We start from the raw sequence: 24,075 nt of genomic DNA, 5'->3' as shown, positions 1-24,075 counted from the left end.
ATTACTTCGCAGGCTCGGTCTTGTTCAGAACCTGAGCGATGGTCGATTTGACAACACGGACCTTGACGTTTTCAGCCAGCTCGACCTCAATCTCGTTCTCGCCTTCTTTAACCTTCGACACTTTGCCGATCAGACCACCTTGGGTGACGACCTGATCGCCCCGGCGCACGGCCTCGACCATGGCCTGATGTTCCTTCATCTTTTTCTGCTGCGGACGGATCAGCAAGAAATACATGATCGCAAAGATCAGGATCAGCGGGAGAAACTGGGCGATTGCGCCACCTTCCATGGGATATTCCTTTTGGTTTGGTGTTTGCGGAAAGGTCCGCAAATTTTGCGAGAACCTATTCTTTGCACTGCCTGTTTGCAAGGAATGGCATCGCAAGTTTTTGCAGGTATTGGATCATTATGATCACAGAATTGCTTCTTGGTTGCAGAAAGCGACTTTGAACACATGCGCGATCAGATATAGTTGGACGGCAGGAGGCCCAATGTCGTCGTTTATACAATCACTTGCCGTATTCTTGCGCCTCTGGGCATGCATCGTCTGCACAGCGCTTTTTCCCTTTAGCGCATTAGCGCAGGACGCGCCTGCCGAAGCCCCTGAGGTCGAGGAGGAATCGGAATCATTCAAGGCACCGGTGATTATTGACGGTGACATGCTGTTTTTCCTGCGCGGCTCCAGCGCGCTGCCTGCACCCGAGCGCGCGGCAACCGTTCAGGACAACATCATTCAGGCGGCCGAAGCATCAGACAACGAGGACGTAAACGTCACTTATGAGGTGACGGATCTTGGCACCCGCATTCTGGTGGATGGTCTGGCGGTTTCTATCGTGACCGAAGCCGACTCCGAGCTGGATCAGATGGAATTGGATGTCCTCAGCTTTTTGCATGGCCAAGCAATACATGATGCAATTGTTGCCTACCGGGCCAATCGAACCGAACAGGCTCGCGTGTCGGGTGCTCTGGAAGCCATTGCCTGGACCGTGGGCTTTGCCCTGTTCATCGTAGTTATCCTATGGCTGCACCGTCGCATTCGCCGCAAGACCCTGCAATTTGTCGCCAGACATCTGAAGGACGTGGAAACCGCCACCGCCAAAAGCGTCCAGGCCGAGGCGATCGCCGCGCTGGTGCGTTATGGTTTGAATTTCGTCCTGTTGGTCGTCTTTTTTCTGGGCTTCTACTACTACCTGTCCTTCGTCCTTTTGGCCTTTGCCGAGACGCGCTACTTCGCACAGCTTCTGCTGACCTACCTGACTGAACCTGTTCTGGTGATCTTTAGGGGTATCCTAAGCTACTTCCCCAATTTGATCATGCTGGGTCTAATCAGCTGGGTGACGCTTTACATTATTCGGGGCATGCGCGTGTTCTTTGACGCCGTCGAGGCCGGGTCATTCGATCTGAGGGATTTTGAAAAACACTGGGTGAGTCCAACTTTCAACATTGCACGCGTCGTCGTCGTCCTGATCGCGCTGGTCTTTGCCGTTCCTTACATTCCGGGATCAGATTCGGCTGCCTTTCAAGGCTTGACCATTCTTGTAGGCGCGATGCTGTCACTAGGTGCGAACTCGGTCGTGTCGAACATGCTGGCCGGGCTCTTCGTGATTTACCGCCGCTCGACCTCAATCGGCGACCGTATCCAGATTGGCGACCACATTGGTGACGTGGTTCAGATCAAGCTGATGGAGACACATCTGAAATCCATCAAGAATGAGCTGATCTCGATCCCCAACGCGCAGCTGATGAACTCGGACGTGGTGAATTTTTCCAAGAAAACCGATGGCAGCGGGCTGTTGCTGCACACCACTGTCGGCATCGGATATGAGGAACCGCCTGAGAAGGTCGAGGCCATGCTGATCGAGGCCGCCCGCCGAACCAAAGGGATCAAAGCCAAGCCCGAACCCTTTGTTTTGTGGACCGCTTTGGCCGATTACGCGATCAACTACCAAATCAATGGCTATACCACGCGCGGCAGTATCATTCCCAAGATCCGATCCGACCTGCACCGCAACATCGTGGCCGTGTTCAATGAGAACGGCGTACAGATCATGACCCCATCTTACATGGCTGATCCACCCGAACCCAAGATCCCGGTCGAAGAATGGGATGGCCATCTGGCGCATGAATCCCACGAGGGGGCAGATAAGTCGTAACCGGTGCTACACCCCGCCTTTCAGATGGTGCATAAGCGGTCTCAGTGATTCACGCATTCAAGGATCTGAGACATGCACGACATCCGCGCCATTCGCGAAAACCCTGCCGCCTTCGACGCCGCCCTTGCGCGCCGTGGGGACGCGCCGGTGTCGTCAGCTATCCTTGAACTTGATGAACGTCGACGTTCCAAAATTCTGGCCGCTGAGACAGCGCAGGCAGAACAGAACAAAGCCAGTAAAGAAGTTGGTGCCGCCAAAGGGCGCGGTGACGAGGCAGAGTTCGAACGTCTGCGCGCGCTCGTGGCCGAGAAAAAAGCCGCAGTCGCGGACCTTCAGGAGAATGCACGCGATCTGAACAATGCCCTGAGCGACGCATTGTCAGTGATTCCCAACCTGCCCGCCGAGGATGTGCCCGAAGGCGCGGACGAAAACGACAATGTCGAGGTCAACCGCTGGGGCACCCCGCGCGAACTGGACTTTGCACCGAAAGAGCATTTCGAAATCGAATCCGTTCAGCACGGCATGGATTTTGAAACCGCCGCCAAACTCTCTGGCTCGCGTTTTGTACTGCTGTCCGGCGGCGTCGCCCGCATCCACCGCGCGTTGGCGCAGTTCATGCTGGACACGCATATCAATGAAAACGACCTGACCGAGGTCAACGGCCCCGTTCTGGTTCTGTCAGAAATGATGCAGGGCACCGGCCAATTGCCGAAATTCGACGAGGACAGCTATCAGACGCGCGAAGGCTGGTGGCTGATACCGACGTCCGAGGTTTCGCTGACCAATATCGTCAACGACACGATGATCGAGGAAAGCTACCTGCCCCGCCGCTATACCGCGCATTCGCTGTGCTTCCGGTCCGAGGCTGGCAGCGCGGGCAAAGACACACGCGGCATGCTGCGCCAGCACCAGTTTGAAAAGGTCGAGATGGTCTCGGTCACGCATCCGGACAACTCAGACGACGAACAGAAACGCATGTTGCGCTGCGCCGAGGGCATTCTGGAGAAGCTGGGCGTGCCCTATCGCACCGTTATCCTGTGCACCGGCGATATGGGCTTTGGCGCGCGCCGCACCTATGACATCGAAGCGTGGCTGCCCGGTCAGAACACCTATCGTGAGATCAGCTCGGTCTCGACCTGTGGTGATTTTCAGGCCCGCCGCATGAACGCGCGCTTCCGTCCCGAAGGCGGGGGTAAGCCGGAATATGTCCACACCCTGAACGGCTCGGGTCTGGCGGTGGGGCGTTGCCTGATTGCGGTGCTGGAAAACGGCCAGAACGCCGATGGCACAGTCACCCTGCCCGAGGTGCTCTCCCCCTATCTGGGCGGCAAGCTGACGCTGCAAACGGACGGCACACTGGCATAAGAAAACCGGCGCGCTGCAGCCGCCGGTTACAACAAGATCAAAGGGCGAAGAGGTCTTACTTCTTCGCCTTTTTCTTATCCTTTTTCTTGCTGCTTTTCTTGTCATCTTTTTTCTTACTGTCTTTGGCTTTGTCGTCCTTTTTGGACTTTTTGCCCTTCTTCGTCTTGGCCTTCACCTTATCCTTGGCTTTCGAGAACACGGCCTCCATTTCGGCCCGTTTCTTTGCCGCCTTTTCAGCCTTGGCCTTAGCTTTGGCTTTTTTCTTTGCCTTTGCTTCGGCAGCTTCTGCTGCTGCTTTCTCTTCGGCCGCTTTACGCGCAGCCTCTTGCGCACGTTTTTCGGCGGCGGCAGCCGCCACGGTCTTGCGAGCCGCAGGTTTACGCGTGGCCGGTTTGCGTACGGCCGTCCGACGTGCTGCAGGTTTTGCAGTTGGTTTGGCTGCAGGTTTGGACGATACCGCTTCTTTCGCGGCGGCAATCAACAAAGGAGCGCGCGCCGCCCCAATTCGCGGGACCTTGACCAGATCAGCGGGCTTTGCCTTGGCAATGGCTTCGGCTGTCTTGAAGCCATTGGCTACAAGCGCTTTTCCCAACGCTTCGCCTACACCTTTGACATTAGTCACTGCGGTCATTCTTTGTCCTTTCTTCATCACCCAAGAAATTGTATATACACAGAATATACATTTCGCAAGCGATATAATCTATAGGCTAGCTGCTATGGGCCAGATTTGTTGTCCGCGTCTTCTTTGGGAACGGTACCAGTCGTTTGGCATCCTCGTCCCACAGCTTGAGGTTCAGTGCCGCGACGGCCTCGGGGAACTTGATCCGACGGGGCGTATACTCGGCAGGAAGGTTATAGTGGCATTCGCGCAGCCGATAGGATGGGATACGCGCATTGAAATGATGGATGTCGTGCAACGTGATGCAAGCGACAGCATTGTCGAACCACCAGCCGAAATCCAGCGCAGAGGAACCGTGCAAAGCTGCCAGCTTGGGGTCAAGATCGGGACGGCGGTCCCAGTAGGTGTCCTCGAAATTGTGCTGGAGGTACACGAGGAACACACCCAGCATCCCGCCCAGAAATGAGAACACAATCCACACCAAAATGCCGGTACCGCCAGCGATGAGGTAAAGCAGACCCAAAAATACGACGATCGACAGGTTGTGCAGTACCACCCCCGCCACCCCAAACCGGACAGTGTTTTTGGGCCAGCGATAACGAATGAAATAGGTAAACAACGCACCTACTGGAACCAGAATGAACGGATTGCGATAAAGGCGATAGAAAAAACGGGTTTTCCAGTCTGCCTCATTCCATTCACGCAGGGTCATGGTGTGGATTTCCCCTGTTTCGCGATGTTCCAGATTGCCTATGCCCGAGTGGTGAAGGTTATGGTTCTGCTTCATCACTTCAAAAGGGGCAAATGTGAAGGGGGACAGCCCGTGCCCCGCCCACTCGTTTTGCTGGCGCGTCTCGAACAGTGAGTGATGCCCGCAATCATGCTGCAAGACGTAAAGCCGCACAGCTGAGAAGGCAAAAACAACTCCGGCAGGGATCATGATGAACCATTGATCCACATATGCAATCGCCAGCGCCAGCGACGTAAAATAAACGGCAAAAGTTCCAAAGTAACTCAGCGCAGCCAGCCGGTTGTCCTGGACTGCGTATTGCCGTGTGTATTCCCTAAGATCCATCCAGCCCGCCCCTCACGATGGCCCGGTTCAATATCAATTTGAAATTAGGTGCGGAATCTCCGCATGCAACCCGTGCGTGCAAAAACAGATGCACGCGCTTGAATGCTAGCGCGCAGTTCGAGGCATGTCACGCCCTACCGCCGAAAATGCTGAAAATTGGCGCAGTTACGCGCGACCTTTGAGATGCTTGGCTAAAGCACCAGCGTTTTTCTTGCGCCGTCCCTTGTAGGGGTTCTTGTCACCCTGCCCGCGCAGCGTCAGGCGGATGGGTGTGCCGGGCATGTCAAAATCCTCTCGCAGACCATTGACCAGATAGCGGTTATAGCTTTCGGGCATCTTGTCAGGGTGCGAGCACATCACCACAAATCCCGGCGGGCGGGTTTTGGCCTGCGTCATATAGCGTAGCTTGATCCGGCGGCCCTGCGGTGCTGGCGGCGGGTGCTGCTCCAGCATGGCGGTCAGCCAGCGGTTCAGCGCCGCAGTCGGTACACGGCGGTTCCACACATCATGGGCGCGCAGGATGGCAGCGCGCAAGCGCTCCAGCCCTCGGCCTGTTTTCGCAGACACGGTGATCAGAGGCGCACCGCGTAACTGCGGCAGCAGACGTTCAAAGGATTCCTTGAGGTCGCGCAGTTTCTCTTGCTTGTCCTCTTCGATATCCCACTTATTCACCGCGATCACGACCGCACGGCCCTCACGCCCGGCCAGATCGGCGATGCGAAGGTCTTGCTGTTCAAACGGAATCGCCGCGTCCAGCAGGACCACCACGACCTCGGCGAATTTCACCGCGCGCAGGCCGTCCGAGACGGATAGCTTTTCCAGCTTTTCCTGAACTTTTGCCTTTTTGCGCATACCCGCCGTGTCGAAAATCCGCATCGGCGTGCTATCGCCATCCGGGTCAGCCCAGTCAATACGCAGGCTGATCGCGTCGCGGGTAATCCCGGCCTCGGGGCCTGTCAGCAGACGATCTTCGCCCATGATCTTATTGATCAACGTGGATTTTCCGGCATTCGGGCGACCTACTACGGCCACCTGCAATGGCTTGGCCGCAGTGATCAGAGGCGTTTCGCCCTCTCCATCCTCATCCAGTTCGATATCGGTTTCCGGGGCCTCATCCTGCGCCTGCTCTTCGGCCGCGTCGGCCAAAGGCATCAGCTGAGTATAAAGGTCCGTCATCCCCTCGCCGTGTTCACCCGACAGGCGGACGGGTTCACCAAGGCCAAGGTTATACGCTTCAAGGACCCCGGCATCCGCGGCCGAGCCTTCGGCCTTGTTCGCTGCAAGGATCACATGTTTCGAACGTTTGCGCAGGATATCCGCGAAAAGCTCATCGGTCGGTGTCACGCCCACGCGCGCGTCGATCATGAACAGACAGACATCGGCCATGTCCACCGCACGCTCGGTCAGACGGCGCATCCGGCCCTGCAAGCTGTCATCGGTCGCGTCCTCAAGCCCGGCGGTGTCGATCACGGTAAAGCGCAGATCCGCCAGACGCCCCTCGCCCTCGCGCAGGTCACGCGTCACGCCGGGCTGGTCGTCGACCAAGGCCAGACGTTTGCCCACAAGGCGATTGAACAGGGTGGATTTGCCCACATTGGGGCGCCCCACGATGGCGAGGGTCAGCGACATAACATTCAACTTTCAAGACTCAGACGCGCCCTTTAGCGCATCTTTGCGTCAACGGAAAGCGTGTAGATCACCTTTGGTCGATACGACATACAGCGTCTGCCCCGCTACAACCGGCGCAGTTGTCGCCCCGCCAGGCACTTCCACACGGTTTAACAGCGTCCCGTCAACGGGATTGTAGAACCGTACAAAGCCGTCATTCGAGGCAACAACAATGCGCCCCCCAGCCAGAATGGGCCCATAATGGGCAACGATCGGTCCTCGGCGATTGGGCTTGTCCTTGACAAAACCCGGCAGATCCTGCGCCCAGATGACCGCCCCATCGGACGAGTCCAGACGCACCAACTGGCTGCGATCGCTGATCTGAAACAGGCTTCCGCCAACCGGCCATACAGTGTCAATTGCACCTTCATCGGCGGTCCATTTCCGCTCGCCCGATCCGATCTCGAACGCCACGGTCCGGCCCGAATGGTTGCCGATATAGATAGTGTCCCCGGCCACCATCGGCCCTCCGGTCACATCCACGATCTGAGCCGCCGCCCGTCCACGACGCCCTCCGGCGACCGAAGCATTCCAGCGACGAATTCCGCCCTTGCGAAAAGTAGCAGCCACATCGCCAGACCCAAATGCAAACACCGCAAAATCCTGCGCGATCACAGGGGCCGGAGCCCCCAGAACATTACCCACGCTCGGTGTGCCTTGAATCTGCCAGGCAATGCGTCCGTTGCTGGTATCCACGGCCCAACCTGTTTCGTCCCCTGCCACCAGATAGAGCAGCCCATCGTTGACCAGTGGCGCGCCACTTCCTGTCGCGTTCAAGCGCTTTTGCCAGCGGACTGCCCCAGTCTTGCCATCCAGAGCTGTCAGACGGCCAAACCCGGACGACACGTAAAGCACTCCGTTCGCATACGCCATTCCGCCGCCGGTTGCGTCCTCATCACCATCATTTGCGGGAATAAGGTTCGTGTTCCAAGCTTTCTGACCCTGGGTCGAGGTCGCGGTAACATTAGCCTCGGAATCCAGTGTGTAGATCAAGCCGCCTGCGACGACGGGCTCTGCTGTAATCCGTTGTTTGCGCGAATCCCCTTTCCCAATCGACGCCGACCAAACCCGTTGAGGGGTCGCACGCAGTTGCGGGTGCGTTGTACGATAGGCAACAGTGCCAGGACTTTGCGACCAATTGGCGTTGGCCTGTTGTGCCGGCAGGCTGATCGGTTTCGATCCGCGTGTTTCAACTGCTTCATTGTCCGAGGCTGGACGAATATCCTCGCGGACGCCAGCCAGGATGACCTGAGGTTCCTCACATGCCGCCAAAAGCGTGACAGAGGCCAATGCGACCGACACTCCAACGCGAGAAAAGAGACTTGTTACCATGATGATCCGAACTCGTCTGTCAGTGTTGTTTGCGCCGCAGGTCAGCCCTGACGGGCCACCAAGGGTTCCGGTATGCCCCCAAGGGCCACAATCAGTTGCGCAGCGCGCTGCTGCAGGTCAACACCGATCTCGGCATCTTGCCGCAGTGTTTGTAACCGTTCGATAGCCGCATCGGTGTTGCCCTCGGCGACATCTATCAGCGCCAGTTGTTCTTCAGCCAGCAATCGCAGCGGTGCACCGGGCGCAGCCAGCGCCTCGAATTGTTGGCGGCGGTCGGCTGCGGGCATCGTATCGCTTTGCAACAGAAGCGCTTTGAAGGCAGCAATCGCACGGTAGATTTCTGGCAGGTCCCCCTGAACCGAAATCGTGTTCAGGCTATCCACTGCATCCTGTTCGGATCCGGCTTCAACCTGTGATGCGGACAGCAGCATGTTTAGAACAGCGTCACCACCCGGCGAGGCACTCTCGACGGCTGCAAGATCGGTTGCGCGTTCACCCGAGTCGTTCTTTGCCAGCGCCGCAAGAATCGCGTCGCCCAATTCCTGAGCCTGCGAAGTTGCCCGCGATTTGCGGATTTCGTTGAACGCGGCACCGCCGACGATAAGAACCACAAGCAGGACACCAATCCACCCCCACCGGCGCAACAGCAGGTAAAGGCGGTCTCGGCGCACCTCTTCGGTCACCTCATCAATAAAACTGTCGACGTCGCTCATCCCTGCCCTCCGGGCTGTGTCAGTGGTGTATGGCGCCATGTCATACCCCGGCACCCTTGCCAAGCCAAGGGCCGGAATTCGCACATTTTCACCCTATCCCGTCAGGGTTGCGCAAAAATGTGAACCAAACTATTCAGTTCAGCGTAGAAAAGATACATAATCGGGCCCACATTTATGCCTGAGCGCCGAAGAAATCTTGGCGAAGAATTCTGGGAGAAATTCTACATGCGTTTGATTTCACTGGTAAATGCCTTGCTCGTTGTCGTCGCGCTGTTTCTGCTAGTTTTCGAACGCGACGCCCTTTTCGCTTTGGCTGGCCGTGCGGAAGCCGACGAAAATGTCGTTTCTGACGCACAAGGTGAGGCTGTTTCGGGGACTTCTCAGGCCGTCGTCGGCGTGGTTGCCGTTAGGTCATCCGCACGCGAAATTGACAGTGCTGTTCTGCTGCGTGGGCAGACGAAAGCCAACCGGCAGGTCGAAGTTCTGGCCGAAACAACCTCGACCGTGATCTCAGATCCCAAACGCAAAGGCAGCTTTGTGAAAGCCGGCGACTTGCTGTGTGAACTTGATCCGGGTACGCGTCCAGCCAGCCTGGCCGAGGCCATGGCGGGCAAGCTGGAGGCCGAAAGCCGTATCCCCGAAGCCGAAGCCCGTCTGGAAGAGGCGCACGCCCTGGTCGCAGAGGCCGAGATCAACCTGACCGCCGCCGAGCGCCTGTCTGAAACCGGGTTCGGCTCGGAAACACGCAAAATTTCAAGCCAGGCGGCCATGCGCACAGCCGAGGCAGGGATCAAGACCGCCGAGGCTGGGCTTGAGGCGACACGCGCTGGTATTGAAGCCGCCATCGCCGAAGTCGAAGCCGCACGGCGCGAAATTGATCGTCAGACCATCGAGGCACCTTTTGACGGCCTGCTGGAAAGCGATACTGCTGAACTGGGTAGTCTCATGCAACCGGGCTCTTTGTGTGCGACCGTGATCCAGCTGGACCCGATCAAGCTGGTTGGGTTTGTCCCCGAAGCCGAGGTCAACCGTGTGATTGTCGGGTCCGAGGCCTCGGCAACATTGGTAACCGGACTTCAGGTCGCCGGACGCGTAACATTTCTGAGCCGATCGGCCGATGAAACCACGAGAACCTTCGAAGTTGAAGTTACCGTTCCCAACCCCGATCTTTCGATCCGCGACGGTCAGACTGCGGACATCCGCGTTGCCGCGGAAGGCGCCAAAGCCCATCTGCTGCCGCAATCGGCCCTGACCCTGAACCACGAAGGAAAAGTGGGCATTCGGACGATCGGCAGTGGCAACGTGGTCGACTTCAAGCCTGTCAGTCTGCTGCGCGACTCGTCGGAGGGCGTGTGGTTGGGTGGGTTGCCCGAAACCGTTGACGTGATTGTTGTGGGTCAGGAATTCGTAACCAGCGGTGTGACGGTTGAGCCTACATACAAGGAACCCTCCGAATGACCGGTATCGTCAGTTGGGCCGCTGGCCGGGCCCGCATGGTTCTCGCCTTTATCGCGATCTCGCTGGTGATCGGTGGTTTTGCCTATGTTGGCCTGCCCAAGGAAGGCGAGCCGGACATAGAAATCCCTGCCCTGTTCGTTTCGGTTCAGTTTCCGGGGATCTCGGCCGAAGACTCTGAGAACCTTCTGGTCAAACCGATGGAGACCGAGCTGGCCGACCTGGACGGCCTGAAAGAGATGACCTCGACGGCGGCAGAAAGCTATGCCGGGGTCGCGCTCGAGTTCGACTTTGGCTGGGACAAGACAGCCATCATGGCCGATGTGCGCGACGCGATGAACAGCGCTCAGGCCGAGTTTCCGGACGGGGCCGAACAGTATTCCCTGACCGAGATCAACTTTTCCGAATTCCCGATCGTGATCGTCAACCTGACCGGAGCGGTCCCCGAACGCACGATGGCGCGCGTTGCCAAAGATTTGCAGGACGATCTTGAGGCCATGGATTCGGTTCTGGAAGCCGGCATTGCGGGCAACCGGGACGAACTGCTTGAGGTCATCATCGACCCGCTGCGGCTTGAAGCTTATGACGTCACGGCCGCTGAATTGATCAACGTCGTCCAGAACAACAACCAACTGATTGCAGCCGGTGAGGTCGAAACCGAACAAGGTACCTTCTCGGTCAAGATTCCTTCATCTTTCAAAACGGCTCAGGACGTGTATGACCTGCCGGTCAAGGTTAATGGCGACCGCGTCGTCACGATGGGAGAGCTGGCGCAGATCAATTACACGTTCGAGGATCGCGAAGGCACTGCCCGGTTCAACAGCGAATCCACCGTCGCGTTGCAGGTGGTCAAGCGCAAAGGTTTTAACCTGATCGACACGGTCGCAGACGTCAAAAAGACCATTGCCGAGGCTCGCACCAAATGGCCCCCCGAGATGCAGGCCGCGATCCAGCTTGGCACATCGAACGACCAAAGTCGCATCGTCGGATCAATGGTCAGCCAGCTCGAAGGCTCGGTCCTGACGGCGATTGCACTGGTTATGATCGTGGTGCTGGCCGCATTGGGTACACGTGCAGCCCTGCTGGTCGGGTTCGCCATTCCGACTTCGTTCCTTTTGTGTTTCGCCTTTCTTGCAGTCATGGGTGTCAGTATCTCAAACATCGTTATGTTTGGTCTGATCCTTGCGGTGGGCATGCTGGTCGACGGCGCGATTGTTGTCGTGGAGTATGCTGACAAACGCATCAAGGACGGCGTCGGACCAATGCACGCCTATGTCGAAGCCGCCCAGCGGATGTTCTGGCCCATCGTGTCCTCGACCGCGACAACGCTGTGCGCGTTTCTGCCCATGCTGTTCTGGCCCGGCGTACCGGGTGAGTTCATGGGCATGCTTCCGGTCACCCTGATCTTTGTTCTGTCAGCCTCGTTGATCGTTGCCCTAATCTACCTGCCCGTCATGGGCGGTGTTTCGGGCCGTCTGAGCCGTATGTTTGACCGCGCCTCGCACTGGCTACGTGCGCGGTTCTCATGGAACATGCGCGCCCTTATGGTGCCGCCCGCCCTTCTGCTGATGTTCCTCGGCGCGATGCAGATGTTGAACCCAGCCTTCCTGATCCCTGCGGGTGGCCTTTTATTGGGCGCGGTTCTGTTCATCCTCGGAGCTTTTGCCGGGTCGATCACGCTGAGCGCGATCAAGATCGAGCGCGCTCCGGATCAGCATGTGCATACTGTGCGCGAACACACTTGGTTCGGGCATTTCATCAAGTTTCTGGTTGGCAACCCGATCATGCCGGTCGTTTCCATCGTCGTCGTTGCCATTCTGGTGATGCTGGTCATCACCGCCTACGGCAATAACAACCGCGGGGTCGAGTTCTTTGTCGAAAGCGAGCCGGAACAGGCCACGGCCTATGTCCGCGCACGGGGCAATATCTCGTTGGTGGAAAAAGACGAGATGGTGCTGGCCGCTGAGGAAATCATTGGTGCCCATCCTGCGGTAACGAATGTCTTTTCGTTTGCCGGTGAAGGGGGGCTGAACCAGAACAACGGTGGCGCACAGGAACCAGCCGACACGATCGGTCGCGTACAGTTCGAGATCATCCCGTGGGAGGACCGCCCTACCCTGTCCGAGCCGATCCTCTTTGGCCTTTTGGACCGCCAGACGATCGCTCCGGAATATGACGGTGACTTCGTTCTGGATCAGTTGAACGCGGAACTGGCGACGTTGCCAGGGATCGTGGTGGAAATCCTGCCCTTGGAACAAGGCCCGGCTTCGGCCAAACCCGTGCACCTGCGCCTCAAGGGCGACAACCGAGAGCAGCTGACAGCCGCCACGACCGCCGCTCGGGCGATGTTCGATGAAACTCCCGGCCTGATCAAGATCGAAGACACCCTGCCACTGCCGGGTATCGACTGGCAGATTGACGTCGACGTCGCAAAAGCGGGCCGGTTTGGCGCAGATGTAGCCACCGTAGGAGCGATGGTGCAACTGGTTACGCGGGGCCTGTTGCTGGGGGAAATGCGCCCCGAAACGGTCGATGAAGAGATCGAGATCCGTGTTCGCCTGCCCGATGAAGATCGCGTCTTGTCGACGCTGGATACTCTGAAAGTCCGGACAGCTGACGGACTGGTCCCGCTTTCCAACTTTGTAACCCGCCAGCCGGTTGCAAAACTGGCCGAGATCAACCGTGTCGACCAGCAGCGATACTACGATGTGAAGGCGGATGTGGAACCGGGGCTCAGCAAGGTTACAACTCAGGCCGCTGACGGCACCTCCACAAGGTTGGCCGTGTTGCGACAGGTCGCTGAAGACGCAACTGCAACCAATTTAAGCCTGACTGGCACCAACGGCGTTGAATACGATGTTGTGTTGCTGACCGGGTCTGAAAACGTGGGCGCCGTTCAGGCGTTGATCGACCAAGGGTCCGCGTCGATCTCGCCGGTGAATCCCAACGAACGCATTGCAGTGCTGACAGAATGGCTGGACACGAACCCCTTTGGTCCGGCGATCACTTGGGAATGGACCGGCGACCAAGAGGAACAGGCCGAATCCGGGGCTTTCCTTGCCAATGCATTCTTGGGTGCGCTGGGGTTGATGTTCGTGATCCTGTTGGCGCAATTCAACAGCTTCTACAACTCGGTTCTGGTGCTGTTGGCGGTGGTGCTGTCGACCACCGGTGTGTTGCTGGGCATGATGATAATGCAGCAGCCCTTCTCGATCATCATGACGGGGACGGGGATCGTGGCATTGGCCGGGATCGTGGTGAACAACAATATTGTTCTGATCGACACCTATCAGGAATACAGCCGCTACATGCCCCGGATCGAGGCGATCATCCGCACCGCCGAGGCCCGTATTCGTCCGGTTCTGCTAACCACCCTGACCACTATGGCAGGTCTGACCCCGATGATGTTCGGCCTGTCGCTGGACTTTATCAACGGCGGTTATTCCATCGACAGCCCGACTGCACTGTGGTGGAAGCAACTTGCAACGGCTGTGGTCTTTGGTTTGGGAATTGCCACCATCCTGACCCTGATCGTCACGCCATCATTCCTAGCCCTGCGCGTCTGGGTTTCGACCTATGCAGTGTTGCTTGCGAAACTTGTGGTCCGTGCGTCCAGCGGTCAGTCCAGCCAGGTCGCCCAGGACATGGAGACCGACAAGGCTGCACTTGAAGCACAATCGGCCGAAGTGATCTGGGACGACAAACCCGAAGACCCGCGCAAGGACACTCCCCCGGGGTCACCTCTTAGGGCCGCTGAGTAATACATCGGGGTCGGCAGTGCCGGCCCCACTTCTTTACAGGCGCGTCCAGGATTGATGAGCGCAGATATGATGCTCGCAGCCCTTCACCCGCAAAGTATCGCCCTCAAGCGTCATCTGCGGCACGGCATCCACGTCAATCAGGGGAACCCAGAATTCGCCCCCTCCGTATTTGCCATTGCCTTCGCTGGTCACATCCCAAAACAGTTTCTTACCGATGTTGGGCGTCTGAACCTCTTTGCCCGACGCGTCATACGCCGACAGGATTTGCCCGCAAAACGCATCGCCACACGCGGTGATCTTGATGTGAGACGTCAGGTTCTTGCGATCCGGCTCGGTCTTCCAGACGCCTATGATGGGATCATCTCCGGCCCAAGCTGAACTACATGTCAGCGTTGCCACGCAAATAAAGAAGATCCACAAAAACTGACGCATTCCAACACCTCCGGAGAATATCCCGAAGTCTAGCACAAGATTACGCTGCTTGCGCATCCGATTGCTGCCGGTTCCACAATTGCGCGTACCGACCTTCACGCTGCAGCAATTCGTCATGAGTGCCTTGTTCGATGATCTCGCCACGTTCCAACACAACAATACGATCGGCCTCGGCGATTGTGCTAAGACGATGGGCAATGGTCAGCACCGTGCGTCCCTTGCCAGCTTGGGCCAACGCGTCCTTGATCTCTTGCTCGGTGTCGGTATCCAGCGCCGAGGTCGCTTCGTCCAGCAACAGGATCGGAGGGTTCTTGAGCAACGTGCGCGCGATCCCAACCCGCTGTTTTTCCCCGCCTGACAGTTTCAGCCCACGTTCCCCAACCTTGGTGTCATAGCCTTCGGGCAATGTAACGATAAAGTCGTGGATTTGCGCCGCTCTTGCGGCGGCTTCGACATCCTCTTGCGTGGCACCATTGCGGCCGTACGCGATGTTGTATCGGATCGTATCGTTGAACAATACGGTATCCTGCGGGACAACTCCGATGGCCGAATGCAGGCTGGTTTGCGACACGTCCCGTACGTCCTGCCCGTCGATTTTCAATGCCCCTCCGGTCACATCATAGAACCGGAACAGCAGACGCCCTATTGTGGATTTACCCGACCCTGTTGCCCCCACGATTGCCACAGTCTGCCCCGCAGGAACGGTCAACGACACGCCCTTCAGGATTTCACGGTCAGGATCATACCCAAAGCGGACATCCTGCAGCGTCACCTCGCCGCCGGTCACATCCAGCGCAGGCGCATTGGGCTTATCCGTTACCTCGGCCGGCTGCTCTAACAGATCGAACATCTGCCCCATATCAACCAGAGCCTGCCGGATCTCACGATAGACCGTTCCCAGAAAGTTCAAGGGCACCGTAATCTGGATCATGTAGGCATTCACCATCACGAAATCGCCCACGGTTAATGTACCCGCCTGCACGCCCAGCGCGGCCAGCACCATGACACCGATCAACCCACAGGTAATCAGGAAGGACTGCCCGAAATTCAGGAAAGCCAATGAGTACGCCGTTTTGAGCGCGGCCCCCGCGTACGCCTTCATCGACACGTCATAGCGTTCAGCTTCGCGTTCTTCCGCATTGAAATACTTGACGGTTTCAAAATTCAGCAGACTGTCGATGGCGCGTTGGTTGGCTTCGGTGTCCTGATCGTTCATCTCACGGCGCAATTTTACGCGCCATTCTGTCACCGCAAAAGTGAACCAGATGTACAGCCCGATGGTGACCGCGACCACAACCAGATACCACACGTCGAACAGCCACATCAGGATGATCGCAACCATTAGCAGCTCAAGGATCAAAGGCCCGATGGAGAACAACAGGAATCGCAGCAGAAACTCGACCCCCTTGACGCCACGCTCGATGATCCGGCTAAGCCCACCGGTACGGCGGGTCACGTGATAGCGCATCGACAATTGGTGAATGTGCTGAAAGGTCTCAAGCGCCAAGGCCCGCAATGCCCGCTGACCGACAGGTGCAAACGCCGCATCGCGCAACTGCTGGAACCCAACCGTCATCATTCGTGCAACACCGTAAGCGACCGTCAGCCCAACGGCTCCAAGTGCAAGCGGAGGCACCCCCTCGGCGGCAAGGCTGTCAACCGCGCCCTTGTAGAGGATCGGCGTGTAGACAGCGATCAGCTTGGCGATAACCAGCATACTCATGGCGATGATGACACGTCGTTTCACCCATGCATCATCCTCGGGCCATAGATAGGGGGCGACCTTGCGGATCGTTCGCCACCCGGAACGGCGTTCGTCGACCTCGGGCATGTCGTCGGAATGCATATGGGCTGCTCGTCTCATCACGTACCAAAACTGCGGTCAGAGATTGGCCCCCGACCCAAGAGGGCCAGAGGTACAGGATTACTCGGGAATGGTGAAGACCTGCCCTGGATAGATCAGATCAGGATCACGGATCGCATTGCGGTTGGCTTCGAACACACGCACGAACAAAAGCCCGTCCCCATAGCGATCACGCGAGATTGCCCACAACGTGTCGCCCTCTTGAACAGTGACCGAACGGATGACCGGCGCATCGGGTGCGGCAGACCCATTGGCGGTATCCGCAGCGCGAAGAACCTCTAGCGGTTCGCGTTTGAAGGGCGTCTCAAGACGGCTGACGACAGTTCCGTCCGTACCGACCTCATCCACCCGCAAGGTGTAAACACCGGGGTCGACCCCCTCAAGCTCGCTGCGCCACTTACCGTCATCGGTTGGAGGCAAATCCGCAACCAACCGGTTGTTCAGGTAAAGGCGCACCACCGAACCGTCAGGCACGCGGCCCGTCAACTCGACATCACCGGCGTCGGAATACCCGATAGTGTCCAGTGCAACCTGATCCGATGCGCTGTCCTGCGGAGACGCAGGTTGCACCAGCTCAACCCCGTCTTCACCCGAACGCAGTATCGCAACCTGTTGATTTTGGGTTTCTTCCTGCACAGGCTCTTGCGGAGCGTTAGGCACAGCATCCGCGGTCGGAGCGGTTTCCGCTTGCGCGGTGTCTAGCTGTTCGCCGCCCTGTGTCGGGGCGCCCGTCTCGTTATGTTCATCGTCGGACTGCTTACTGGCGCTCGCGACCTGATCATCCTCGGGCGCTGACGTCTCGGTCTGCGCAGTTCCAGCACTTGCCGAAGAGGATTCCTGCACTTCGGGCGTTGCCACCGTGTCTTCAGCGGGTTCAGCCGCCGCAATTTCGACCTTGGGCTCGGGCAAGGCAGCGATCAAGTAGTCATCCGACCGGACCGGCTGATCGCCTCTGTCTGTCTCCAACACAAGCCCCCGCGCGGTGTTGGCGAACGGGATCGTGACGAATACGGCAAACTGACCGCTGCCGTCGACCGTAAAGCTGTGCAGAGTTTCCCCATCCAGCAGGACGCGCACCAAAGCACCTGGCTCAGCCGAGCCGGACAAAACCGCGTTCCCGTCCGGTTCAACGAATATCTGATCAAGAGTCGGCGGTGACAATTCGGGCGCCGCTTCGGTTTCTGCTTGGGCCGTTTCTACTTTCGGCTCTGCGGGAGCCTCGGTCTCTTCCGCTTCTGTGTTTTCCGAAGGGCTTGGTTTGCTGCCTTCACCCTCGGACACGGCCGCGCTTTGCTCTGTTGCGGTGTCTTGAACCGGCTGATCGACTACACCCGTTTGAGCGCCCGACTCTTCGGGCCCTTGGTCAAACACCCCGGACATATAGGCCCCCGTGGCCCCGACCAGAACCAGTATCCCGATGATCACCCCCCAGGTGACAGGACCGGTGCTTTCGCTTCCCGACTTGGCGTCCATTTTTTTCCTTTCACTCCGCAGCGCAAATGCTTTGACTTCCACACATTCTGCGTGACGGTTGAGCCAATCTATCAATCCCGCTATCAGGGGTCAAAACCGCAGTTACAACCCCGGAGAGCCTATATAATGACCCAGAAATCCGTCTGTGTGTATTGCGGGTCACGCAATGGTGTTAATTCGGCCTATGCGCAGGCTGCACGCACATTCGGGCAGCACCTTGCCAAAGAAGGCTGGCGTCTGGTCTACGGCGCCGGAGATGTGGGGCTGATGGGAGAGGTCGCCCGCGCCACACAAGACGCAGGCGGAGACACATTCGGCGTCATCCCAGTTCACCTGTTGCAGCGCGAGGTTGGCAAGACCGACCTGACCCGTTTTGTGATCACCGAAACGATGCACGAGCGTAAGAAGGTCATGATCATGAACGCGGATGCGGTTGTCGTCCTTCCCGGCGGACCCGGATCGCTGGACGAGCTGTTCGAAGCGTTGACATGGCGCCAGTTGGGCCTGCACGACAAACCCATTCTGGTGATGAATGTGGACGGGTATTGGGACGCCCTGCACGATCTGGTGCAGCAGGTCATTGGTCAGGGCTTTGCCGACGCTTCGCTGGGCGATTTCATTACGTGGGTCGACGGGCCGGAAACGGCCATGGCAAATCTGCGGACACTGTTGGCTGCCCCCAGGGGATAAGCAGGCGAGCGTGTCGCCTGCTTTCGGAATTTAGTCTAAGTTGCAGGCTTCAAACGGTTAATCAAAACCTGCTCGACTTTATGGAGCGGGTGGTTGGTCAAGGTCTTGTCAACTTCGGCCACGACCTTGCCCAGAACTTCGCTGTGCAGACGCCGACGCAAAAGACCCAGGACATGAGGGCTGGCGACCAGGACAAGCCGTTTATACGCTCCCTTCAACCCCTTTCGGTTCAACAGGTTAGCGACGTCTTGCACGAACAGAGACTTCGCCTGTGCTTTCCACCTGGGTTCTTCAACTGCGGATTTCTGGTTCGGACCAGCATCAGCGCGCCGCCCTGCACGATCCGATGGTCGGCCTGCCGGCCCGTCGGTCTCTTCGACGGAAACAATCATCAAATTCGGGTCTTCCGCGTCTGTAATGTTCTCCATGAACAGTGCTTTTTCGCCGTCAGCAATGACAATCCAAGTTCCCTGTGAAAGTGCGACCATCGTGATCTCCTGTTGTGGTTTTATATGACTATCCCTTGTTCAACGGACATAGGTATCCTGTTGCGCGCCAACGGTTTTTCAGCGCGCTCCTTGAGCATTTTTAGCAGATTGGCGGTTCTCTCCCTCCGCCTAATATAGCTAGGGACGACCGGGGCCCGTACAATACTCATTCAGATTAATTCGAATTTATCGGCGGGAAACTACCGATGGGTACGCTAGCGAACCAGAAACGGATGAAGATGCTAATAAGCGAACCGACAATCAAAGTCTGCCGCACAGTGCAACCAATTTTGTTTTCTGCCGTGCGAGGCGAAGCTGCCGTTTGGCCGCACCGCAGCACGCCTTACCCGAATGAACGTCCGGTTGGCGGGACAATGCCGCTATTGGCTCAAAAGTAGGCAATAACAGCGGTTCGCCAAATGCGGACATTTCCGCTCCACACGTTAGCCGGGACGACGGTCGTGGCTTTGCTCAATCGCGGTGTAACCTCTGCACGCTTACCTTTTGACGCAGCTACACTAACTCGAAAACCAGCCTTCTGTGCTGCCTATAAGACAAACAGCAGCATCGAGGCGACGTCGTACTGCGAAGTTGTCTTGTCAGTTTGACAAGAGTTACTCGGGTTTCTCTCCACCTCCCTCAAACAAATTCGAATTTTTGACTTTGATTGGTAAGCGCGTACAATTGTAGCAGCTTTAGGCGCAAAATCCGCAAGTTAGGCCACCTTCAAAGAGACGAAGAAGGGAACGCGTGCGGCACGGGAGGGGGATATGAAGAGATTATCGGTTTGGCTTTTAGCCTTCGTGTTGCTTGCCGGCTGCTGGGAGAAGGAAGAAGATGCGACCCAAACACTTATTCGACCTGTCAGAGCCATCGAGATTTCCGACCTTTCCAGTTTGCATGACCGATATTTTGTCGGAACAGCCAGGGCCGCGCGCGAAGTCTCTTTGGCCTTTCGCGTACCGGGCAATGTTGTTGGCGTCGATGTTCAGGTTGGCGATCTTGTAACGAAGGGTGCCATTATGGCAGCCTTGGATCCTGCCCCATACCAGGCTGAAGTAGACCGGCTTAACGCCGAACTCGAAAGCGCACAGGCAACGTTTGAGAACGCCAAGTTGCAAACAGATCGGCAACGATCGCTGGTCGAAAAGGACGTTGCTGCTCAGGCTACACTCGACCGATTTATCGCTGGCGAGACATCCGCTCAGGCGGCCATCAATTCTGTTCAAGGCGCTCTGGACAGAGCCACTCTGGATTTAACCTATACGAGTTTGGCGGCACCGTTCGATGGTCGTGTTGTCGGCAAATACATTGAAGATTTCGAAGAAGTCGCCGCTCAGACTCCGGTGCTGCGCATTTTGGATGCCGAACGCATCGAAGTGGTGATCGATATCCCCGAACGATACATCGCCCTGATCCCCCACATTGAAGACATCACCGTTACTTTTGATGCTCTGGGGGATGTGGTTCTACCGGCGGAAATCAGCGAGATTGGATCCGAGGCTTCGGCGACGACCCGAACCTTCCCTGTCACGTTGATTATGGATCAACCGGAAGACGCACTTGTTCTTCCGGGTATGGCTGGGCGCGTCCGTGGCCAGCCAAAGGAGGGGCACGAACCATTCGATGCGATCATGGTTCCTGCCAGCGCGGTTTTCGTGCCTGAAGGGGAAACAGATCCGCATGTCTGGGTATTCGATGCCAGCTCAGAAACCGTAACGGCGAGGAAGGTTTCGCTTGGCACGCCCCGGTCGCAAGGGGTGGCCGTTAGTGAAGGTCTGGAATTTGGTGATGTGGTCGTCACTGCCGGAGCGAACTCTTTGCGAGAAGGCCAAAAAGTTTCACGACTCTCCGAGGATACAGAGTAATGGGTCTCGCGGCGTTCTCCATCCGCAACGCCAAATTCGTTTGGTTCACGGTAGTCATGCTTACGTTGGGCGGCATTTCGGCTTTTTTTAGTCTGGGGCAGCTAGAAGACCCCGAGTTCACTATCAAAACTGCGGTTGTTACCACCCTCTATCCCGGCGCCAGCCCTGAAGAAGTTGAGCAAGAGATCACAGAACGGATCGAGCTGAAACTCCAGGAAATTAAGGAGATTGATTACATCTCGAGCGAAAGCAGGGCGGGTGTGTCGACGATTAAAGTCGAAATTCGCCCGAACTATTGGTCGGACCAGCTACCGCAAATCTGGGACACACTGCGTCGGAAAGTCAGAGACGTGGAAACAGACCTACCCCCTGGCGCGGGTCGTCCTGCCATCAACGATGATTTCGGTGATGTCTTTGGTCTGCTTCTGGCGATGACGTCCGATGGGTTCTCCGCTCAGGAGCTTGATGGGTATGCCGAAGACTTCAAGCGAGAGCTCTCGTTGATCGACGGCGTCGGCCGCGTCGATCTTTGGGGCGAACGCGACAGAGTCATTTATCTGGAAACACGGGAAGAAGCCTTGGCCGCATTGGGAGTCTCGGCTCAGACAATTCTCAACACGTTACAAACCCAGAATGCGATCGTGGATGCAGGGCGGGTAAACGTCGGTGACTACCGCATGCGCATTGCGCCCAGCGGAACCTTCACAAGCCCAACTGACATCGCAGATCTAGTCGTCCGACCGAGTGGTCTGGATCAGGCTCAAAGCGGTCAACGTCGTGGGCCAGAGTTGCTAAGGCTGGGCGACATCGTTGAGGTTAAAGAAGGCTACATTGACCCACCGATAACTATGATGCGCTATAATGGCCTTCCATCTATTGGGTTAGCCATATCCTTCCAGTCTGGTGTCAACGTTGTCAGTGTTGGTGAGGCGGTAGATGCGAGAGTATCAGAACTGATCGCAAGCCTGCCGATGGGCATCGAGGTTGAACGGGTTCATTGGCAATCCGATGACGTAAACCTTGCGGTCAGCAGTTTTCTTGTGAGCCTTGCCCAAGCCGTCGCAATCGTCCTGGTCGTTTTAACTTTGGCGATGGGTGTTCGGATGGGGATCATCATCGGCAGCGGGCTGATTCTAACAATCCTTGCCACCTTCATACCCTTGGCAGCACTGGGCATAGATCTTCAGCGCATGTCCTTGGGTGCATTGATCATTGCGCTCGGCATGATGGTAGACAACTCGATCGTCGTAGCGGACGGCGCGATGGTACGGATGTCGCAAGGAATGGACCGAGCAAAGGCCGCGATTGAAGCCGCAACGCGTCCCGCCATGTCGTTGCTTGGGGCCACGTTTGTCGCGGTCATGGCTTTCTACCCGATCTTTGCATCTGTCGAGAGCGCAGGGGAGTACTGCCGAACACTCTTCTCAGTTGTCGGGATCGCGCTGCTGGTCAGTTGGTTGCTGTCGATGACGGTTACGCCACTGCAATGCGTTGCCATGCTACCGGAGCCAAAAGGTGGAGCAAGCGAGACTTTTGACACCGGTTTCTATGCGATTTACCGCCGCTTTCTGGCTGCGGCGATCCGCGTTCGCTACGTAACGATCGGCGTGGCTTTGGGTGCCCTAATTATTGCTGGGGTTGGTTTTGGCTCTGTCACGCAGCTGTTCTTCCCGACCTCGTCGATGACCAAATACATGATCGACTATTACGCGCCCGAGGGAACTCGGATTGAAGCCGTGTTAGAAGCGATCTCACGGATCGAAGAAAAGGTTGAAATGGACGATCGTGTGACCGGCATCGCCAGCTTTATCGGAGCTGGCCCGCCGCGTTTCTACCTGCCGGTCGACCCCGAGGGAACCAACCCGTCCTACGCGCAAGTCATTGTGAATGTCGAGGACTACCGCGACATTCCCGAGATGACCAAAGAGATATCGCTTTGGATATCAGCCAACATGCCTGAGGCGACCTCTTTCACACGTCAATTCGGTGTGGGCCCCAGCAACACCTGGGCATTCGAGAACCGCATCATCGGCCCATCGGATGCTGATCCTGAGACTCTGCGCGAAATTGGTGACAGAGCAGTTGCGATACTGGATCAGCATCAATGGACGAAAGTGGCGCGCACCGATTGGCGCAACCGTGTCCTGAAAACTGTCCCAAACTATGACCAGGACCGAGCACGGTGGACCGGTATCACCTATGAAGATCTTGGAAACACAACAAAACGTGCATTTGACGGGCGTTCGGTCGGCCTCTACCGCGAAGGTGACGAGTTGCTGCCAATCATCGTTCGGCCTGGCGCAGAAGATGTGGCAGCCGTCGACAACTTTGAACTGCTGCAACTTCAGTCTCCGTTTTCTGTTGAGCCTGTCCCATTGGCACAGGTTGTACGCGGCGTGAATATTCAGCCCGAAGATCCAGCGATCAATCGTCGCGACCGGCGCCGTGTTCTGACTGTGCAAGCCAATCCAATCGATAGCGTAACTCTGCCAAGTTATCGCGCCGCAGTTCTTGCCGAATTCGAAGCTTTGGAGGCTGACTTGCCACCGGGCTACAGCATGGAATGGGGTGGAGAGTACGAGGACACAGTGTCCGCGCAAGCGTCTTTGATTCCGGGTATGATCCCCGCGTTTTCGATCATGGCACTGATTGTCGTTGGGCTATTTAACTCATACCGCAGACCGTTGGTCATTTTCCTGACTGTACCTTTTGTGCTGATAGGTATTGTTCCGAGCCTACTTCTGACAAATACACCGTTTGGGTTCGTTGCATTGCTCGGGGGCATGAGCCTAGCGGGCATGATGATCAAAAATGCAATCGTTCTGATTGATCAGATCAACGATAACTTGGCCGAAGGTCAGCCGGGCTATGACGCCGTTTTGAATGCCGGGGCCTCAAGACTTCGCCCCGTCGTACTGGCCGCCGCCACTACCGTTTTGGGTGTGATACCGCTACTCCCAGACGTTTTTTGGGTCGGTCTTGCTGTCACGATCATGGGCGGTTTGACGGTGGGTACGATGCTCACAATGATCCTGGTCCCGGTCTTGTTCGCCACGCTGAGCGGCATTCGACAGTCACCGAAAGAGGTTTGACGTCACCTTTTTTAGCGGTCTTTGGGT

Annotated in this window: 17 protein-coding genes; 7 read left to right on the top strand and 10 right to left on the bottom strand. The window is 57.1% G+C overall.

Translation table 11 applies throughout. From position 1 onward, the window contains the following. Position 1: 1 nt before the first annotated feature. Entirely contained in the window at positions 2 to 289 is a 288-nt protein-coding gene (yajC, locus tag ACR3EG_RS08035; protein ID WP_170325331.1) for a preprotein translocase subunit YajC, read from the bottom strand. A 202-nt stretch (positions 290 to 491) separates the two neighbouring features. Here yajC and ACR3EG_RS08030 point away from each other — a divergent pair, with 202 nt between their 5' ends. Continuing rightward, positions 492 to 2,153 carry a mechanosensitive ion channel family protein gene (locus tag ACR3EG_RS08030; protein WP_480494762.1) on the top strand — a complete coding sequence of 554 codons (1,662 nt, stop codon included), beginning with the start codon at positions 492 to 494 and terminating at the stop codon, positions 2,151 to 2,153. A gap of 72 nt (positions 2,154 to 2,225) precedes the next feature. Beyond that, positions 2,226 to 3,518, top strand: coding sequence for a serine--tRNA ligase (gene serS, locus ACR3EG_RS08025; RefSeq protein WP_480494760.1), 1,293 nt, complete (start codon positions 2,226 to 2,228; stop codon positions 3,516 to 3,518). A gap of 55 nt (positions 3,519 to 3,573) precedes the next feature. Here the strand turns inward: serS and ACR3EG_RS08020 are convergent, their stop codons facing one another. From ACR3EG_RS08020 to ACR3EG_RS08000, 5 genes are all read right to left on the bottom strand, one after another. Continuing rightward, positions 3,574 to 4,149 (bottom strand): helix-hairpin-helix domain-containing protein, encoded by a 576-nt coding sequence (locus tag ACR3EG_RS08020; RefSeq protein ID WP_480494758.1) that lies wholly within the window; start codon positions 4,147 to 4,149, stop codon positions 3,574 to 3,576. A gap of 76 nt (positions 4,150 to 4,225) precedes the next feature. After that, positions 4,226 to 5,212: a fatty acid desaturase gene (locus tag ACR3EG_RS08015; protein ID WP_480494757.1), complete on the bottom strand. Its 987-nt coding sequence runs from the start codon at positions 5,210 to 5,212 to the stop codon at positions 4,226 to 4,228. A 165-nt stretch (positions 5,213 to 5,377) separates the two neighbouring features. Beyond that, positions 5,378 to 6,841, bottom strand: coding sequence for a ribosome biogenesis GTPase Der (der, locus tag ACR3EG_RS08010; protein WP_480494755.1), 1,464 nt, complete (start codon positions 6,839 to 6,841; stop codon positions 5,378 to 5,380). 48 nt (positions 6,842 to 6,889) lie between these two features. Continuing rightward, positions 6,890 to 8,212 (bottom strand): PQQ-like beta-propeller repeat protein, encoded by a 1,323-nt coding sequence (locus ACR3EG_RS08005; protein WP_480494753.1) that lies wholly within the window; start codon positions 8,210 to 8,212, stop codon positions 6,890 to 6,892. A 41-nt stretch (positions 8,213 to 8,253) separates the two neighbouring features. Continuing rightward, positions 8,254 to 8,925, bottom strand: coding sequence for a hypothetical protein (locus tag ACR3EG_RS08000; protein WP_480494751.1), 672 nt, complete (start codon positions 8,923 to 8,925; stop codon positions 8,254 to 8,256). Between the two features lie 225 nt (positions 8,926 to 9,150). Here ACR3EG_RS08000 and ACR3EG_RS07995 point away from each other — a divergent pair, with 225 nt between their 5' ends. Together ACR3EG_RS07995 and ACR3EG_RS07990 are read left to right on the top strand one after the other, a co-directional pair. Further along, positions 9,151 to 10,383 carry an efflux RND transporter periplasmic adaptor subunit gene (locus ACR3EG_RS07995; RefSeq protein ID WP_480494749.1) on the top strand — a complete coding sequence of 411 codons (1,233 nt, stop codon included), beginning with the start codon at positions 9,151 to 9,153 and terminating at the stop codon, positions 10,381 to 10,383. Next, positions 10,380 to 14,141 (top strand): efflux RND transporter permease subunit, encoded by a 3,762-nt coding sequence (locus ACR3EG_RS07990; protein WP_480494747.1) that lies wholly within the window; start codon positions 10,380 to 10,382, stop codon positions 14,139 to 14,141. The genes ACR3EG_RS07995 and ACR3EG_RS07990 overlap by 4 nt, the downstream gene beginning before the upstream one ends. A 33-nt stretch (positions 14,142 to 14,174) precedes the next feature. Here ACR3EG_RS07990 and ACR3EG_RS07985 read toward each other — a convergent pair whose 3' ends face one another. The 3 genes from ACR3EG_RS07985 to ACR3EG_RS07975 form a co-directional block, all read right to left on the bottom strand. Then, the gene (locus ACR3EG_RS07985; RefSeq protein WP_480494745.1) at positions 14,175 to 14,573 is read right to left on the bottom strand and encodes a DUF2147 domain-containing protein; all 399 of its coding nucleotides are present in this window, start codon (positions 14,571 to 14,573) and stop codon (positions 14,175 to 14,177) included. A gap of 40 nt (positions 14,574 to 14,613) precedes the next feature. Beyond that, positions 14,614 to 16,419: an ABCB family ABC transporter ATP-binding protein/permease gene (locus ACR3EG_RS07980; protein ID WP_480495919.1), complete on the bottom strand. Its 1,806-nt coding sequence runs from the start codon at positions 16,417 to 16,419 to the stop codon at positions 14,614 to 14,616. Between the two features lie 78 nt (positions 16,420 to 16,497). After that, on the bottom strand, positions 16,498 to 17,910 hold the full coding sequence (locus ACR3EG_RS07975) for a LysM peptidoglycan-binding domain-containing protein (protein ID WP_480494743.1): 1,413 nt from the start codon (positions 17,908 to 17,910) through the stop codon (positions 16,498 to 16,500). 126 nt (positions 17,911 to 18,036) lie between these two features. On the opposite strand from ACR3EG_RS07975, the gene ACR3EG_RS07970 reads away from it, so the two are divergent. Then, the gene (locus ACR3EG_RS07970; RefSeq protein WP_170752502.1) at positions 18,037 to 18,600 is read left to right on the top strand and encodes an LOG family protein; all 564 of its coding nucleotides are present in this window, start codon (positions 18,037 to 18,039) and stop codon (positions 18,598 to 18,600) included. Positions 18,601 to 18,635: 35 nt separating this feature from the next. Here ACR3EG_RS07970 and ACR3EG_RS07965 read toward each other — a convergent pair whose 3' ends face one another. Beyond that, positions 18,636 to 19,088 (bottom strand): host attachment family protein, encoded by a 453-nt coding sequence (locus tag ACR3EG_RS07965; protein ID WP_480494741.1) that lies wholly within the window; start codon positions 19,086 to 19,088, stop codon positions 18,636 to 18,638. A gap of 803 nt (positions 19,089 to 19,891) precedes the next feature. Here ACR3EG_RS07965 and ACR3EG_RS07960 point away from each other — a divergent pair. Continuing rightward, on the top strand, positions 19,892 to 20,956 hold the full coding sequence (locus ACR3EG_RS07960) for an efflux RND transporter periplasmic adaptor subunit (protein ID WP_480596864.1): 1,065 nt from the start codon (positions 19,892 to 19,894) through the stop codon (positions 20,954 to 20,956). Next, entirely contained in the window at positions 20,956 to 24,048 is a 3,093-nt protein-coding gene (locus ACR3EG_RS07955) for an efflux RND transporter permease subunit (RefSeq protein WP_480494737.1), read from the top strand. Before ACR3EG_RS07960 ends, ACR3EG_RS07955 begins: the two co-directional genes overlap by 1 nt. The last annotated feature ends 27 nt before the right edge of the window (positions 24,049 to 24,075 follow it).

The organism is Ruegeria sp. AM7 (genome assembly GCF_056535965.1).
This window is presented reverse-complemented; position numbering and strand designations above follow the sequence as displayed.

Coding starts and splice junctions, on each gene's coding strand:
- yajC (WP_170325331.1), bottom strand. CDS start 289: ATGGAAGGTGGCGCAATCGCCCAGTTTCTCCCGCTGATCCTGATCTTT.
- ACR3EG_RS08030 (WP_480494762.1), top strand. CDS start 492: ATGTCGTCGTTTATACAATCACTTGCCGTATTCTTGCGCCTCTGGGCA.
- serS (WP_480494760.1), top strand. CDS start 2,226: ATGCACGACATCCGCGCCATTCGCGAAAACCCTGCCGCCTTCGACGCC.
- ACR3EG_RS08020 (WP_480494758.1), bottom strand. CDS start 4,149: ATGACCGCAGTGACTAATGTCAAAGGTGTAGGCGAAGCGTTGGGAAAA.
- ACR3EG_RS08015 (WP_480494757.1), bottom strand. CDS start 5,212: ATGGATCTTAGGGAATACACACGGCAATACGCAGTCCAGGACAACCGG.
- der (WP_480494755.1), bottom strand. CDS start 6,841: ATGTCGCTGACCCTCGCCATCGTGGGGCGCCCCAATGTGGGCAAATCC.
- ACR3EG_RS08005 (WP_480494753.1), bottom strand. CDS start 8,212: ATGGTAACAAGTCTCTTTTCTCGCGTTGGAGTGTCGGTCGCATTGGCC.
- ACR3EG_RS08000 (WP_480494751.1), bottom strand. CDS start 8,925: ATGAGCGACGTCGACAGTTTTATTGATGAGGTGACCGAAGAGGTGCGC.
- ACR3EG_RS07995 (WP_480494749.1), top strand. CDS start 9,151: ATGCGTTTGATTTCACTGGTAAATGCCTTGCTCGTTGTCGTCGCGCTG.
- ACR3EG_RS07990 (WP_480494747.1), top strand. CDS start 10,380: ATGACCGGTATCGTCAGTTGGGCCGCTGGCCGGGCCCGCATGGTTCTC.
- ACR3EG_RS07985 (WP_480494745.1), bottom strand. CDS start 14,573: ATGCGTCAGTTTTTGTGGATCTTCTTTATTTGCGTGGCAACGCTGACA.
- ACR3EG_RS07980 (WP_480495919.1), bottom strand. CDS start 16,419: ATGCATTCCGACGACATGCCCGAGGTCGACGAACGCCGTTCCGGGTGG.
- ACR3EG_RS07975 (WP_480494743.1), bottom strand. CDS start 17,910: ATGGACGCCAAGTCGGGAAGCGAAAGCACCGGTCCTGTCACCTGGGGG.
- ACR3EG_RS07970 (WP_170752502.1), top strand. CDS start 18,037: ATGACCCAGAAATCCGTCTGTGTGTATTGCGGGTCACGCAATGGTGTT.
- ACR3EG_RS07965 (WP_480494741.1), bottom strand. CDS start 19,088: ATGGTCGCACTTTCACAGGGAACTTGGATTGTCATTGCTGACGGCGAA.
- ACR3EG_RS07955 (WP_480494737.1), top strand. CDS start 20,956: ATGGGTCTCGCGGCGTTCTCCATCCGCAACGCCAAATTCGTTTGGTTC.